The organism is Paraburkholderia fungorum, assembly GCF_902833645.1.
GTDB classification, from domain to species: domain Bacteria; phylum Pseudomonadota; class Gammaproteobacteria; order Burkholderiales; family Burkholderiaceae; genus Paraburkholderia; species Paraburkholderia fungorum.
On sequence record NZ_CADFGE010000008.1, the window covers coordinates 186,098 to 202,139 of the forward strand.

The window sequence follows — 16,042 nt, forward strand, 5'->3', positions numbered from 1 at the left end:
TTAGGCCATTACTTTTATACGTGGCACCCATGCATCGACACCGCGCCGGATAAGCTCGAAGGCGTCATAGAAATGCCCGATTGGTTTCCTGTAAGGATCAGGCACGTCAAAGCGCTCTATTTCCCCGAGCCGGAACACCTTGCCCGAAGCGTTTGGATGCCGGCGCATAAGCTCGTGCTTCTGTGCCGCTTCCATGACCAGAATCAGATCCGCGCCGCCAACGAGACTCACATTGAGCTGCTGCGCGCGATGCGACGCGATGTCGAGTCCCGACTCGGCGGTAACGCGTATTGCCAGCTGATCGGGCGCGGAACCCACAAGCGCGTCCAAGCCGGCCGATAGCACCGTAACTCCGCTGATCTCACGAGCGAGCAGGTGCTGCGCCATAGGACTGCGACAGACGTTACCGATGCACACGACCAATATCGTCTTGATCATTTGGTTACAATCGCCCCGGTTAGCGCTGCATTGACGGCAGGAAGCAGCAGGCTCAGCACCCGTGAGAACCGCACAAGGCCGTTACCATCGACATAAACGATGTCACGCGGATTCAGCTGGAATTGATTGGCGAGCAACATCGAGACTGGCGAACGCGCTTCGAGGTGATAGACCTCGGGATGCGGACTGAGTGAATTGCGGATGACGTAAACCTCGGATGCATCCGCCGTATTGCTGTTCAGACTACCCGCCTGTGAGATCGCTTCACTCAGCGTAAGGCGGCCATTGCGCATCGGCAAGGCCGTCATCGGCTTGTTCACCTCGCCCATCACGTAAACACCGTTTTCATCGCGAGCAAGTACGCGCAGCAGGTCGCCGTCTTGAAGCACGATCTTCGCTGGATTCGTGCCCGTGTCTAGCATGTCGGTAAGGCTGATCGGATACGACCGTCCATCACGCACGAGCACGAGCCGGCTTTGGTCGGCAGCGTCGCTGAAACCGCCGGCGCGATTGATCGCGTCGTAGAGAGTCATGGGGATGTCGTTAAGCGGCAGCGCGCCGGGCGTGTGCACCTGCCCGTCGACGAACACCTGCTTCGCGCGGAAGGACGCGACGCGTACGGTAACCTGCGGTTTGATAAAGGCATTGGCTAACCGCGTCGTCAGTTCTCGCTGCACTTGCGCGGGCTTAAGTCCCTCAACATGCAAGCTACCCACATACGGGAACTGGAGGTTGCCCTCCTCGTCGATCACGAACCCGGGCGCCGGATCAAACGCGCGCGTTGCAGTTTGACCGGAAGGCGCTTGCGCGGCGGCTAGCTCCGGGTGATCCCACACCGTGATCTGCAGTACGTCGCCCTTACCTAACGTATAGATAGCCGGAACGGATGTGAGATCCCGAAGCTGCTCCGAGCGTGCTTGTGCGAGTTGGCTCTGTAACCTTGCGATCAGCGTCACATTAATATCCTTGATCTGCACCGGCAAATTGGTGGGCGGCGTACGTTCATCGCCACTCGTCACCTGCAGCGCAGCCGGCGTGCTCATCTTCATGCCCGGCGCGGCGGTGCATGCAACCAAACCTACGCACACAGCGACGGCACACAAACCTCGCACTATCCTTGCGGCTCTACCGATAGCCTCAACATCCACTTTCATCTCACTGCTCCGTAAAACTTGTTGGCCGTTGGCGTGCTTGACGCCGCTCGCAGATTTTTGCGGTGGGCGTCGCACGTTCTGTGTTGGTCAAACCCTGTACCCTTGACGGCTATCGCTCGCCGGTCGCCTGGATCGCTCAAGCTCCCGTGCACAGTGACGTGGACTGGCGGGAGCGTTAGGGGCTCCCGCCACCCGACTTACTTCGTCGTCGTCCCCGTCCCACCGCTGCCACCCGAGCCACCCGTCGACCCATTGTTTCCACTCCCAATTGGCGCCGCCGCCCCAGCCGCCTGCGCAGCCGCCGCCAACGAAGCCGCTGGTTGTCCATTGCTCGTAATCGCCCCGGCCGCCAGCAACGTATCGAGATCCGCATCCGCACCTGGAGCGCCCGGCGTAAACGAAACCGTCAAGAAAGACGAAGATGAAAGCGTGATCCCATACGTGTTTTTAATCAGCTTCGCAACGGCCGCCTGAGCATTCGCAATCACCGTGCTATTCGACAGCGCGCTCTGATACGAGGGATTCGATGTGATCCCCGAGAGCAACCCACTAACAGTCGTGCCCAATTGCCCGGCGATGTAATCGAGCAACAATTCCGTCAGCGGAGTCACATTGAACGTCCCCGCGCCGGCAGCAAACGAATGAATCGTGATTGCACCGCCGGTCGCCGCAATCGAACAAGGACCGTCAAATGCGAAGGTCGCCGAGTACGCACCGTTTGCGTTAGCAGTCGCGCTACCTGAACCGTTCTTGCAGGTCAGCGTGATGCTCGCGTTAGCCAGCGCAGCGCCGACTGCGGCTGTACCACTCACCGTTCCAGCTGGCGAACCACCGGTACTGGTTCCACCACCGCATGCGACAAGCGCACTGGTTGCAAGCACTATCGATCCGAACTGCAGCGTGCGCAGCGTGGCGCCGTTAAAAAGCTTCATCGCCTATCTCCAAAGAAAGTCATTCACAATTGACCGGCGCCAAGGCCTGTCCCTCGCTTACACCCTGCAAACCGCTTCCGCAGATCCCACGTGAAAGCGCCACGCCCGTCGATACGGCAGGCACACTCACTTGCGGCTTCGACTTTGTTCCGTCAGCACCGGGCCGCCCATAACGCAGATACGCATCGCGCATCCGGTAAAGCTGAGTTGAGAAGTACTCGCCGCTAAAGCGGCCTTGGTTCAGCAAGTACTGCTGCGTGCTATATGGGAAGGTCATGTTCTCGGCCGCATTGGCCGACAGATAATTCGTCGACCCAACCCGTGTTCGGAAGTCGAGCCCGAATTGCTCAGAGCCATAGACTTGACTAATTCCCGGCTTCATGCCCTGCCGCAATGTCAGTGGGAAGCTAATTGCGGCTCCAACAAACGTTCCCTGCCCGCTATGCTCGCCATGGACGCTCACCGATACGTCGTCAAACCAACGCGTCAACGTTGCAACCGGCCCTTTGTCTCCTCCGACGAAACGCGCCACACCAGCTTCAATCCAAAGCTTCCATGACGGCTGCACCCAGCGATAAGTCAGCTCGGCATTCTTCTCGCTCGGCAGTTCGTCGTGACCAGGTTCGTGATGCAAATAGGCCAGTCGCAAACGGATCAAATCGGGGCGGCCAGGTACAAAGACCGTGGTTTCGTTCTGTACGCCGACATACGAGTAATCGAACTTGCCAATCGATGCGACGTTGAATACTTGCGGCATGACCCAGAAGCTTTGCGCCAAAGCGACCGCATTCAGGCCGCCGCGCAAACGGTAATCACTGAACACGCGACCTTCATCCATGTTCTTGGTGTTGTAGATCGGAGCGATGTAGCTCGCGTACAGCTCCGCGCCACGCCATAGCGGCACGAATCCTTCGATGTTGGCGCCAAGAGAAATGTCGAAGTTTCCGTACTCGGTGCCGTATAGGTAACTGACGATCGGCTCGATCTGAATTCGCGTGAGACCGTGTGAGTGCTCGTCGCCATGCCAAGCAATCGAATCCGCGTCGTAGGTCGGGCGCGTACGCATTGTCAGCGAGGCTCCTGCCGCCGTCGGCGCGCCGCCAGCAACGAACTGCGCAAAGGCATCACGATCCACAGTGACTTCGCCTAACGGCTCGTTGGCCTTCTTGATGACCACATGAATCTTGGCGATGCCGTGCGGTGCGTTCACGCTCGCCACACCGAGCACAATGCCGAGCGCATCAGCTTCGTTCTGGTTGTATCGGTGGTTCTCGTACTCAACCACCAGGTCGCGGCCGCTCATCCCTACTCGCACGCGTTCGAGGCCGGCGGCAAAAAGTTGTGCGGCGATCTCGTCGAGTGCGCCAGTATCCAAGGCTTCTGGAATGATCGTAGACCGTGCATCCGGCGTTTTGCCTTCCGCCACATCACTCAGCATCACCGATGCGTACGACTGCAGCGGCGGCACATACTTAATCGGCGCGGCGGCCAGCACGTTGTTGTTCCCGTCGGCTGTACGCGTATCCACCGGTTGCAAGCTGGCGAGACGGATCGGGCCATCATCGTCGGTACCAACGGATTGTGCTGCCGGTACCTGCGGCCCCTCGCACAAGCCGTCTGCACAACGCGCACTGCTAAAGCGCTTGCCCAGTGGAATCTGAATCCCCACCGAGAACGACGTGCGTGGCGAAACGCCGTCCGTTGATCGGATCGCCCGCATCAACGTGCCAATCACGTTTGCATCACCTAGCCAGCTAATTCGCGGAGACTGATAACGCACACCTGCATAAGGCGTCTTCGAATCGTCTTCTGCGAGCAGCGAAAACCCCGTATTCCACAGCGAAACTTGTGCGCCACCGAACAAACCATCGAGCCGGTCGCCCTGCCCATAGCCGGCAGTCAACGTCACCGGTCCAAATGCCTGCGATACCACGCCGTACTTCGAACGGAAGAAATGCGTCTGGCCGCCAATGTCTGTTACGCCTAAGGCAATACTCGGCTGATACTTGAAGAACTTCGGTACTTCTAGCTTCACGTCACCCATCAGGTGACGGAACAGGAAGTGGTCCGCATTGCTGAAGGGTGCGTGAACATCAGCCGGATAATTGGCCAATCCTCCCGACACCTCCACATAAGGCAGCAACCCCACTGCCCCCCAATACATCTGCGCACCCGTCGCTTTTTTCCCATAGCGCGGATCAATGTAATTGTTGTATTGCGTCTCCACCGTCCCCTCCGGTAGAACAAACGCATACGGAATCACCAAGCCACCCGCCTGCCCAAGCGCGTTAAGAGCAGGATCAGACGCTTGCGCTGAAGCAGAGAATGCTAAAGCCGCAGCAAGCGTCAGCGCGCTCGGCGCCGATCGAGGTTGTTGTCCGCGTAATCTCATGGCCATATGTTTTTATTGTGTTCAGGTGTCAGTACGCGTTGCTATGAACCAGGCCCTTCGCTATCGTCGCCGCGACAATCCGCATGTCGAGCCCGAACGACCAATTGCGCAGGTAGTACAGATCGTGTTCGACGCGTCCTTGCATCTTCTCGATCTGATCGGTTTCTCCTCTGAATCCGTTGATCTGCGCCCATCCTGTGATCCCCGGCTTGATCCGATACCGGTGGATGTAGCCGCTCACCACTTTCTGGTAGAGCTCATCGTGCTCAATCGCATGCGGCCGCGGGCCTACTACCGACATATCGCCACGTAGTACATTAAAAAACTGCGGTAACTCATCCAGGCTGGTTCGCCGGAGAAACGCTCCCACACGCGTAATACGTGGATCTCCTCGCGTGGCCTGTTTCACCACGCCCGTTTCCACGTCGTGAGGACGCATCGAGCGGAACTTGTAAATTTTGAAGATGCGGCCGTCCGCCCCTTTGCGCTTCTGCGTGAAGAACACCGGTCCACGCGAAGAAAGCTTCACAGCAACCGCAATCGCCACCAGCACTGGTGCAAGCGCAATCAACGCACAAGCCGCAAACGCCCGATCAAAAACCTCTTTCTTCACCAACGCGCGAGCCGGCACCGGCGACGCAACCAGGTTAATCGCAGGCATACCGATCAAATCGATCATGCCGCTATCGAACAGCGCAACGCTGCGCATATCAGGCACAAAGCGCACGTTCACGAGATCGTCGCGAAACTCGGCGACAAAGCGCGAGATCGTGCGTTCCTCGGAGAGCGGCAATGCCAGCCACAACTCGCTCACGTCGTGAGATCTCACGTAGGCGGCGAACTTGACGATGTCGTCGTACACCGGCACGCCTGAACCTATCGTTCCCGTCACCGGCCGCACATCAAAGGCCGCCACTGCGCGAAAACCACTCGCGCTCGAGCCTTCGATATTGCGCACGACCTGGTGGCAATGCGACCCACATCCCACCACTGCAACCCTGCGCAGATTCATCCCCGCGTGCCTGACACGCGCCAGCACAGCGTGTACAAGCAGACGCGAAACAATCAACGCACCACCCGTCATGGCCATCCAGTAGGCAAACCAGAGACGCGAGATGAAATCCGTGCGATGCAGCGAAAACATCAGCACAAGGCCAAAGCCCTGAACGACGAACCACGCCACTGACACCTGACCGGCCATGCGCAACATCGCCCGCCCACGCCACGATCCATAGACACCAAAAGTGGGGAATAGAACCAGCGTAGAGGCCGCGGCAAACGCAACGAACGCGGTATCGATACGGCTTTGCGTCAGATCTTCAAATCGCACTTGCGACGCAGCCAGCGCCCCCAGGACGACGAGCATCACATCGAACAAGCGCACGATCAGGCCTTGCAACCCCGGTACCGTTTTTCTTTGCTGCGCAAAATTCGCCGTATCCATACTTATCCCCGCGCTGGTCTCTCGCGCCAAACGTTCTTGTGGAGCTGCTCAACTTGTGTTCGCTTCAGCAGCCCATGTCTCTCGTACTTCAACCACCACGCTCTTCGCGACAACAAAACCGCCCCGGCACGCGAAGAAGCGCGCAATACAAAAACAATCTGGATTTGATTCATCCAGCGCGAAACGACACGACCGGACGTTCCTGAACAACGATGGGGGATGTACAGCAAGCCGCTTGCACCCGTCTAACCTGGGCACTCAGGCAAAACGCCGCCACGGATCAAATCCGAAACAGAGATCAAACCGTTTGTGCGTTGAGGAGACTGACCTGATAACCCCCGACCAGGTCAGTCGTTGACTCGAACTTCGCTACCGCTTACTGCTTGTGTTGTCTGTGTTGTGCACCGCGCAACCTTTAAAGCAGCAACCATGCCAATCGTTAGATATTTTTTACAATCAGCCTGGATATATGGGGCAAACCCTTGTCTCACATACGTTTTTTCTCTTACGCGACTCGTCGTAGAGTCGGCAAATAAAACGCAAAACGGCCTTTAAACCGTGTCCGGTAACGCGGCCGTTACGTAACGCCGCCGTAACGGCCCGCGTCGACAAGGAACAGAAACAGAGCGCGCGCAACGCTACAAACGTCTGAAGAAATGAGGGCAAAGAAGTGCCTGATGCGGCAGGAGAAAAACTCAGGAGAGAGGTCGGAGCGTCGCCACTTCCAATGATTCGGAGCGGCGTTGCACGCAGGCGCGGACGTTCGTTTTAAACAGATACGCGCTCCGACTCCGCTATTGGGCACATGCCTTGCTGAATCGACGGCAGCGATACTGCCTTTCGCGAGCCCGCTCAACTGCGGGCTGCACGGCTGTCGTGACAGATAGATCCTGTCAATCTAAGCGGAGGTAATTAATATGTTGGGAACTATTCTTCTGGTCGTGCTGATCCTTCTCCTGATCGGCGCACTTCCGACGTGGCCTCATAGCCGTGCGTGGGGCTATGGGCCAACAGGCGGTCTCGGACTCGTGGTGATCGTCGTCATTGTGCTGGTCCTGACCGGCGTCATATAGCCCGCATTGCACTGTTCAAGAACGGCTACTGTCGGCTGCTTCATCGCCGGCATAGCCGTTCAGCAGTTGCTCGAACAGATCGGCATCGCCCATTTGACCGCCCTTGAGCATAACTTCCATGCCGTCGAGTTCGCCCCGCTCAGCGTGCAAACGGCAAACGGTGACGCCCGCCGACAAGGGAGCAAGATACGACAACCCCCACGCATCGAGCGCGCGAACGGCGATGCTCGATGTGTCCCCGCCTGCGATCCCGACGCGCTGCAGTCTCACCTCGCCCAGCACCGCTTTCAGTAAAGCGGCATTCGCATTAGCGAGTTGCGGCATCACGCTGCGTACAGCGTCGGCTGCGGGGTGCGCCGCGCGCCGGGTCGTAAAAGCCAGCACATTGCGTCCATCGCGCAACGGCCCGACGATTGCCGCGACGCGTTCGGCCAGATAGTCGGGCGCCGCATTGCCGGTCATTTGCTGCGGGTCCAGTTCCACACGCAGATAAGACTGAGCCGCGGCGATCTGCACTTCCGTCAGAGGGGAAAGACTGCCGGCCAGCACGAACACCGGCCCCCGTGCGCGTGTCAGCGGCGCAGGCACGGCACTGATTTCTCCTCGATTCGCCACATCATTGAGCGCACTGGCATAAGCCTGCGCCACACTACTCGCCCCAACCGCAAGCAGTGGCGAGTGGATCGCGGCATGACGGGTGATCAAACCGCCAATCGCTTGCAAATGCGAGTCGTCGAGTACGTCGAATAGCACGGCATCTGGCTTCGATTCGAGCAGGCAATCCAGTTCGGTTTGCAGCACCACGTCCCCGCGCGCGTAACACCGCCAATCGATCGATTGCACATTCTTCAATCCCTGACGTTGCAAATGAACTCGCAAGTCCGCTTCATTCATCGGTGTGACGGGATGACGGCTCATAGTCGGATGACGGTCGATTCTATAGACCGATCGTTGATGAGCGTCTTCACCGCCTGCCGCAAACAGTTCGCCGAATACACAATAGCGACGCAGACTCGGTTGGCCCCCCACCACCGCCACGAGCGAGTTCGCACAGTACTCGCGCAATGTGCGGATTGCCACGCCGATGCTGCCGGTCTGCGGCGCACTGTCGAAGGTCGAACACACTTTGTAGTGCATCACGCGCACGCCTAGCGCAGCGAACGCGGCCCCCACCCGTGCCAGCTCCTGATGTTGCGCATGAGGCTGCATGGTGCGCGCCGCGCCCGCGATACCCACTGCGTCGAGCCGGCCCAGCATCGACAGCCGTTGGGCATCGGGCGGAGCGAAGAACAGCATGGTGCGCAAGCCGGCGCGGGCGAGATGAGCGAGCGTGTCGGTCGCGCCCGTAAAGTCGTCGCCGTAGAAACCATAAGCGGGGCCCGCGCCGCTCACGCCGCTCATGCCATTTACCTCCCACGTGTCACTCATGCCCGGCTGCCGAAGAACTCCAGCGCACGCCGCAGTTCCGGCCTGTGCTCGGCGTAACGTTCCAGCGGCGTGTGTGCCTGCGCCGCCTCCCATGCCTGCCGAACACTGGTGACGCCAGCCGCAGGACCGTCGGGATGCGCGAGAACGCCACCGCCCGACATGAACAATACGTCGGTGGAATGCACGGCATCGAACGTCGCCGGCACGGTGCCCGCCCATTGTCCTGACGAGAATGCGGGCAACACGGCATCGTCGCAACCAGGTGCGAGTGGCGCAGCACAATCGCGCGCGGATTCGATCACCTCGGCATCGCTTTGCGCGAATTTGCCGGCGAGACCGTGCACGTGCATATGATCGACACCCGTCAATCGCCAGAGCGTCTGATACGCCTGAAACGACATACCGAGCGCTGGATCGCGCGACATCATCCCGAAACCGTTTCGATGCGCGTGCAGCACGAGTGGCGTTGCGCGGCGCAGTGTCTGGATCGCCGAAAAGCCGCACCAGTTGATGCTGGCCATCACGCAACTGCCGCCCTCCCGTTCGACGAGTTCCGCGTGACGGCGCATCGCGTCGAGGTCGTCGGTGATATTGAACGCGACCATGACGGGGCGGCCGCTCCGCTCGCGATAGTCGCGCACTGCTTTCATCACCGCGCGCACGCGCTCAGCAAGCGGAGCATGCGCGGGATTCGCGCACACTTCGTCATCCTTGATGAAATCGACACCCGCTTCGCACAACTCGCGCACCAGCGCCGCGGTTTCTTCGGCACCTAAACCAACGTTCGGCTTGATGATGGTGCCGATCATCGGCCTGTCCGCGACTTGCGTCAGCGCCCGCGTACCGGCTACGCCATGACGCGGCAATTCAAAGCGCGCACGATATGAGGCCGGCAAGCGCAGCGACAACAGCCGCATGCCGGTGACTTCACCAAGGTCATACAGATTGCCGGCAACGGTCGCGGCAAGCGTCGGCAGATTCACGCCGATGTTGGCCAACGGAAACGACAACGTGACGCGAGCGCGCCGCCACGGCCCCGGCGTGCCCTGACGCGCCAGCCATGCGCTCGGCAAGCTGGGCTGCGAAGCCGGTTCGAGCTCCTCGATTCGCACCACGCTGGCGCGGATGCGCGCGCGTAGCGCGTCGGATTCATTCGCGACCCGCACGAAAGTGCCGCTCGACTGCTCGCCGGCCATCACGTCGGCCACGCGCGCGGGATCGAGCGGCGTCTCGATCAGATAGTCGGCTTCGAGGCACTCGTCGGTGACGGTCTGCGCCTGCAATATCGTGTTCATAGCGTGCTCAGATCGGGGAAGCGGCGCACCGGATTACGGCCGTCCCAATCTCGCGAGGCCGCATAGATCATGTCGAACAGTTTGCCCTTGGGCCCCGCGATCTCCGACAACTCGACCACCGTGCCCGGATGATTTTCGGTGTCGAAGTAAACGAAACGACCGTTATGCCCCACCTCGCCGCTCATCGCGACTTTGAAGCCTTGCTCCTGCAAACGCGCAAGATCGGCATCGAATGAAGTGGTCCAGTAAGCGTTGTGCTGCAAACCGGTGTGTCCCGCAGCAAGAAAGTCGCGATACATGGACGGCGCATCGTTGCGGGTCTGGATCAACTCGACCTGCAGCGTGCCCGAGTTCGCCAGCGCCACCGAGTTATGCACGTCGTACGCTTGCCCACGGTACGTGTAATTCTCGATTGGCACGCGTTCGTTGTAGAACCACGGACCCACGCCGAGTACGCGGCTCCAGTAATCCATCGCGGCCTCGATATCGCGCACCACATAACCCGCCTGACGGATCTCGCCAAAGAAACGACTCATGAAACTCTCCCGATGCTGCCAGTTTTGAAAGACGAGCGACGCCCCGGCGCAACGGGGAACGCAGCGCCCGAATGTCGAACCCGTAACGAGACTTGAAAGAGACCTTAGAGAAAACCGATAGAAAGCCAGGGAATCGCCGCGATCAGAATCAGGCCGACGATCAAAGCCGCCATATAACCGACAATCGGACGAATCCCCGCGTCGGGATTGACCTTGCTGATCGCACACGCCGAGTAGTAGCCGACCCCGAACGGCGGCGAGAACAGACCCACGCCCATCGAAAGAATCACGACGATCGCGTAGTGCACTTCATTGACGCCCGCGATCCGCGCAATCGGGAACAGCAGCGGTCCGAACAGCACGATGGCGGGAATACCTTCGAGCACACTGCCGAGCATCACGAATACGACGATCGACACCGCGAGAAAACCATATGCGCCGCCGGGCATCGAACCCATCAGTTGCGCGAGGTCCTGCGAGAAGCCGGATTGCGTCAGCGCCCACGCCATGGCCGTCGCGCAACCGATAATGAACAGGATCGCACCGGACAGGGTCGCTGCGTCCACCAGCATGCGGCCAAGGCGCTTCCACTCGAACCGCCGGTAGACGAGCAGCCCGATCACCATCGAATACGCAATGCCGATGGTCGATACTTCGGTCGCTGTCGCCACACCTTCGACCACCGCCATTCTGATCACGAACGGCAGCGCGAGCGCCGGCAGCGAGACAACAAACAGACGCCCGATCTGCCGCTTGCTGAAACGCTGCACGCCGCTCAGGTCCTCCTTACGGTAGCGCCACCACACCACCACGCACAGAATCAACGCAAGCACGGCGGCTGGCAGCATCCCCGCGGTGAAAAGCGCGGAGATCGACAGGCCGGTCACCGAACCGATCGTAATCAACACAATGCTCGGCGGAATGGTTTCGCTTTGCGCGCCGGTGGTGGCAAGCAGCGCAACCAGGTCACCTTCTGAAGCGCCGCGCTTTTTCATTTCCGGAAACAGCACCGGCGCGATCGCCGCCATGTCCGCGACTTTCGAACCGGAAATACCCGATACCAGATACATCGCACCGATCAGCACGAACGACAAACCACCATGCAAGTGCCCCACGAGGCTCGCGAGAAACTCGATCATCGCGCGCGCCATCCCGGTCATTTCGATCAGCAAGCCGAGAAACACAAACAATGGCACCGCCAGCAACACCAAATGAGACATCCCCTCATCCATACGACCCACTACGACCTCGAGCGGCGTGAAGGTCGAGAGCCCGAGATAGCCGAACGTGGCAAGCGCGAACGAAAAGCCAATGGGCACGCCTGAAAAAATACCGATCGCCACCACGCCGACGAAGAAGATCACCAGGTTGGCCTTTCCGAGCGTCTGGAACCACGGACCGGCAAATACCGCCACGAGGCCCAATAGCGCGGCAATCGCGAGCACGATCAGCACGTCGCGCAAGCGACTCACCTGCGCAAGACGAATCAGGCCAACGGTCAGCATAAGCGCGGCACCTATCGGCAACGCGAGCGCGCGCCATGCATTGCTGATCTCCAGTGCGGGTGTGACGATCGCTGCCTCGCCCGATGCATAGTCGTAAGCGGGTCCGATCAGCAGCGCGAGTAAGGCGATCGACGCAGCGATCGCCAGCGTATCGACGAATGCGCGCCGCTGCGCCGAAAGACGGCTGACGAAAGCCGTCATCCGCATATGTTCACCGCGCCGCAACGCAAGTACGGCGCCCAGCATGGCGAGCCACAGAAACAGAATCCCGGCAAGTTCGTCCGACCACACCAGCGGCTGGTGCAGCGCATAGCGGCAGATCACGCCCGCCAGCAGCACGACGATCTCCACCGCCAGCAGCGCCGCCGCACAGACCTCGACGAGCGCGATCAAGCCGCGATCGAAGCTTCGCAGCCAGCGGCGCGGCAGGCTCGCCGCGTGCAACGCGACGGCTGCCTCGGCCGGATTCAATGCGTGATTCGACATACGGATGCCTCCTCGCGGCCGCTCGCCGCGCTTCGCGTCATGCTCACCAATGTGCCGCACGGTCGGAACTCAAGGTTCGCCGCTTGCGCTTAAGCCAGCTTGCCGACCGATTGTTCGAGCAGGTCCCACGCCTGCGTGCCGAACTTGCTCTTCCATTCGGCGTAGAAACCCGCCTGGCGCAGCGCCGCGCGGAACGTGTCCGGCGCAGGACGATTGATGGCGAGGCCTTTGCTTTGCAGATCCGCGACGGCGGCTTCATTGAGCTTGCGAACGTCGTCGCGTTGTTTCAGCGCGCCTTGATTGAACGCATCGCTGGCGATTGCTTGCAGGTCCTTCGGCAAACGTTGCCACGCGCGCTGGTTCAGCACGAACCAGTAGCCGTCCCACATGTGGTTGGTCAACGAGCAATACTTCTGCACCTCGTAGAGCTTCGCGACCTGCACGATCGGCAGCGGATTTTCCTGTGCGTCGACGATATGCGTTTGCAGCGACGAATAGACTTCGCTGAATTGCAGGCTCGTCGGCGCGGCGCCCAGGCCCTTGAACATGTCGATGCTGAGCGGACTCACCGGCACACGAATCTTCAGACCGCGCATGTTTTGCGCGCTGACAATCGGCCCGTTGCTGGTCGTGGTCTGACGAAAACCGTTGTCCCACATCTTTTCAAACGACTCGAGCCCGGCCTTCTGCATCGCGGCACGCACGTAGGCGCCGAGCTTGCCGTCCATCGCGCTCCATACCTGGTTGTAGTCGCTAAACGCAAAGCCAACCGCATTGATCGCGACCGATGGCGCGAGTGTAGAAACCACCAGTGCGGACGGCGTGAACATCTCAATGCCGCCGCTGCGCACCTGCGCAAGCATGTCAGTATCGCCACCCAACTGGTTGTTAGGGAATATCCGTATCTCCATGCGTCCCTTCGACGCCTCTTTGATCTGGTTGGCCGCTTCCTGCGAGCGCACGTTCAGCGGATGCGTGAGCGGCAGATTGTTGCCGTACTTGAACACGAATTCCGGGCCGGACGCCGCGCGCACGATCGCCGGAAAGCCCAGCGCGCCGGCCACCGGCATGGCGGCAGCGGCACGCAGCAACGTGCGTCTCGCGAGGTTGGTCATTTGGGTGTCTCCTTGCTTATAATTGATGTGACTGTCGAATCCATCAAAAACCATCATCACTCGCTGACACCGCTCTGATTTCCGGTCACTGCGTATCAGCCGTCGTGCGATAGCTGCAAGACTAGGCGTGCGCGGCAATTGCTGTCAAACCGCGAACTTGATGGTTTTTGATGGACTTCCACTCTGCGAAGGACGGCTATGTCCGAACCGCTTCTCGTCACCGCAGCCACGCGGGCGCGCATTCCCGACATTGCGCGCGCCGCCGGCGTCTCGACCGCCACGGTGGATCGCGTACTCAATGGCCGCGAAGGCGTACGCGCGGTCACCGCGCAACGTGTGCTTCAGGCGGCCGCGCAACTCGGTTATCTGCTCACGCCGGAAACCCCCGCGGCGTCTGCTTCAAAACCCATGCGCATTGCGTTTCTTCTGCCCGCCGGCACCAATCGCTATTTGCACATGCTCGGCGATTACATCGACTTCGCGCACGATCAGTGGAATGCGTTGGACATGAAATGCCGCGTCCACTACGTCGAGAGTTTTAACCCGAAAGAACTCGCGGACCGTCTGCTGCACTACGGACAACGTGCGGACGGTGTCGTGTTCATGGCGCTCGAGCATCCCGTCGTACGCGATGCGGTGAATACGCTCGCCGATCAAGGCGTGCCGGCTATTACGCTGATTTCAGATTTGTCGAACGCGCGGCGACTGGCGTACGTGGGCATCGACAATCGCTCAGCCGGACGAACGGCAGCGTTGCTGCTGGGACGCTTCATGGGTCCACGGCCGAGTGGGAAGATCGCGATGCTGGCGGGCAGCCTCAACTATCGTGGCCATGAAGAACGCGAGATCGGTTTTCTGCACCTGATCGAATCGACGTTTCCGCAGGTGCGGGTCATCGGCTTGCGAGAGGGGCACGACGATAGCGAGCGCAACTATGCGCAGACGCGCAAGCTGCTGGAACAGCATCCTGATCTCGCGGGAATTTACAACAGTGGCGGCGGATCTGACGGGGTCGCTCGCGCGATTGTCGAAGCCCGTGCCGAGCAGAAGATCCTGTTTGTCGGGCACGGATTGACACCTGACACGAGAGCCCTCCTGATCGACGGGACGATGGATGCATTGATCACACAAACACCGCAGGCCATGGTGGGGAATTGTTTGCGCATTTTCCGCAACGTACGGGAAAAACGCGAGGCGATGAGTGACGTTAAACCTGTGCAGTTCAGTATTGTGCTGAGGGAGAATTTGCCTTGATTCGCGGGGTTTGAAGCGAGGGTTTGAAACTTGCCGGCAGGTCTGCGGCGACGGCGAATCACGTCAGGCATGCCGGATGCTCAGTCTCCAGCGTATTCAATCGTTGATATTCAAGGAGACACATCATGCCTTATCTTCTCGGCTGGCTGCTCGGCGTCCCACTTATCGTACTGATTATCCTGTACCTCATCTTCCATTAACTCGTTGCAGCATAGACAGTTCACCTGAAGATCGGTCCGCGCGGCGCTGCCTGTCCGGGCACGCCGCGTTTCCCGACGGCCTCGCCCCTCCATGTCGCCATCCATCGATAGCAGTAATGGATCGGCACTCATTCCTTTTCACTTGCACTGTACAAAACGGTGCGTAAAACTAGGTCCCCTAGTCCGCGCAAAATGCCATATCTGCACACGCACGCACAGACTGCGTACGAGCAAGGAGGGACCGATGGCAAGCAACGAATACACGCTGTCACATCAGGACGTAGTGAGGGCAGTGATCATTCATCAGAACATACATGAGGGCTTCTGGACGCTGAACATCAATTTCAACGTCGCCGCCACTCATGGCCCACAAGTGCCGGACCCCTGTCTCGCGGTGACGATCAAGGGCATCGGCATCATGCGGGCTTCGTCTACCGATCCGCTCGCCATCAACGCAGCCCTCGTCAATCCCGCGACGCCGGAACGGGTCGATAGTCCGGAACGCTCCGTGCATATCGCCGCTGCCGTCAACGGCACGCATGAAGGCGGCATGCAATTCTGTCGCGACGCCTATCGCAGTGTCGCTGTACAAAGCGCGCTCAGAGTGCCGGGCAAACCCAGTTGAACGGGGTCAGCGAACCGCCGCCATCAAGGCACCAGTGCCGACCAGCAAACTGCTCACCAACGCAAACGTCACCGCCGCGCTCGAAGATCGTTCAAGGACAGCGGATGGACGGCCGGTGCCGGCAAGCATTCGGTTAAGAAAATGCACCATGCCCGGCGAGCGCGT

The 16,042-nt window shown here is 59.7% G+C and carries 13 protein-coding genes; 3 read left to right on the forward strand and 10 right to left on the reverse strand.

Features of this window, described 5'->3' with window-relative positions; translation table 11 throughout:
• From HWX91_RS24040 to HWX91_RS24060, 5 genes are all read right to left on the reverse strand, one after another.
• Entirely contained in the window at positions 1–438 is a 438-nt protein-coding gene (locus HWX91_RS24040) for a low molecular weight protein-tyrosine-phosphatase (protein WP_028195077.1), read from the reverse strand.
• Entirely contained in the window at positions 435–1,592 is a 1,158-nt protein-coding gene (locus tag HWX91_RS24045) for a polysaccharide biosynthesis/export family protein (RefSeq protein ID WP_244144136.1), read from the reverse strand. Before HWX91_RS24045 ends, HWX91_RS24040 begins: the two co-directional genes overlap by 4 nt.
• Before the next feature lie 197 nt (positions 1,593–1,789).
• Complete coding sequence (locus tag HWX91_RS24050; RefSeq protein ID WP_028195079.1) at positions 1,790–2,524, reverse strand: hypothetical protein; 735 nt, start codon at positions 2,522–2,524, stop codon at positions 1,790–1,792.
• A 19-nt stretch (positions 2,525–2,543) separates the two neighbouring features.
• Entirely contained in the window at positions 2,544–4,922 is a 2,379-nt protein-coding gene (locus HWX91_RS24055; protein ID WP_028195080.1) for a YjbH domain-containing protein, read from the reverse strand.
• Positions 4,923–4,944: 22 nt separating this feature from the next.
• Positions 4,945–6,360 (reverse strand): undecaprenyl-phosphate glucose phosphotransferase, encoded by a 1,416-nt coding sequence (locus HWX91_RS24060; RefSeq protein ID WP_042274161.1) that lies wholly within the window; start codon positions 6,358–6,360, stop codon positions 4,945–4,947.
• Positions 6,361–7,277: 917 nt separating this feature from the next.
• Between HWX91_RS24060 and HWX91_RS24065 the strand changes: the two genes are divergently transcribed.
• On the forward strand, positions 7,278–7,433 hold the full coding sequence (locus HWX91_RS24065; protein ID WP_035519431.1) for a DUF3309 family protein: 156 nt from the start codon (positions 7,278–7,280) through the stop codon (positions 7,431–7,433).
• A 15-nt stretch (positions 7,434–7,448) separates the two neighbouring features.
• Here HWX91_RS24065 and HWX91_RS24070 read toward each other — a convergent pair whose 3' ends face one another.
• The 5 genes from HWX91_RS24070 to HWX91_RS24090 all read right to left on the reverse strand — a co-directional run bounded on the left by HWX91_RS24070 (position 7,449) and on the right by HWX91_RS24090 (position 13,798).
• Positions 7,449–8,861, reverse strand: a complete 1,413-nt coding sequence (locus tag HWX91_RS24070) for a four-carbon acid sugar kinase family protein (protein ID WP_244144129.1) — start codon at positions 8,859–8,861, stop codon at positions 7,449–7,451.
• Positions 8,858–10,156, reverse strand: coding sequence for a ribulose-bisphosphate carboxylase large subunit family protein (locus HWX91_RS24075; RefSeq protein WP_028195083.1), 1,299 nt, complete (start codon positions 10,154–10,156; stop codon positions 8,858–8,860). The genes HWX91_RS24070 and HWX91_RS24075 overlap by 4 nt, the downstream gene beginning before the upstream one ends.
• Positions 10,153–10,692, reverse strand: coding sequence for a VOC family protein (locus HWX91_RS24080; protein WP_028195084.1), 540 nt, complete (start codon positions 10,690–10,692; stop codon positions 10,153–10,155). The genes HWX91_RS24075 and HWX91_RS24080 overlap by 4 nt, the downstream gene beginning before the upstream one ends.
• A 104-nt stretch (positions 10,693–10,796) precedes the next feature.
• Positions 10,797–12,683, reverse strand: a complete 1,887-nt coding sequence (locus tag HWX91_RS24085) for a TRAP transporter large permease (protein WP_028195085.1) — start codon at positions 12,681–12,683, stop codon at positions 10,797–10,799.
• An 89-nt stretch (positions 12,684–12,772) separates the two neighbouring features.
• A complete protein-coding gene (locus HWX91_RS24090) occupies positions 12,773–13,798 on the reverse strand; it encodes a TRAP transporter substrate-binding protein (RefSeq protein WP_028195086.1) in 1,026 nt (341 codons plus the stop codon).
• Between the two features lie 198 nt (positions 13,799–13,996).
• On the opposite strand from HWX91_RS24090, the gene HWX91_RS24095 reads away from it, so the two are divergent.
• On the forward strand, positions 13,997–15,052 hold the full coding sequence (locus tag HWX91_RS24095; RefSeq protein ID WP_028195087.1) for a LacI family DNA-binding transcriptional regulator: 1,056 nt from the start codon (positions 13,997–13,999) through the stop codon (positions 15,050–15,052).
• Between the two features lie 444 nt (positions 15,053–15,496).
• Positions 15,497–15,877, forward strand: coding sequence for a hypothetical protein (locus HWX91_RS24100; protein WP_028195089.1), 381 nt, complete (start codon positions 15,497–15,499; stop codon positions 15,875–15,877).
• Positions 15,878–16,042 lie beyond the last annotated feature (165 nt).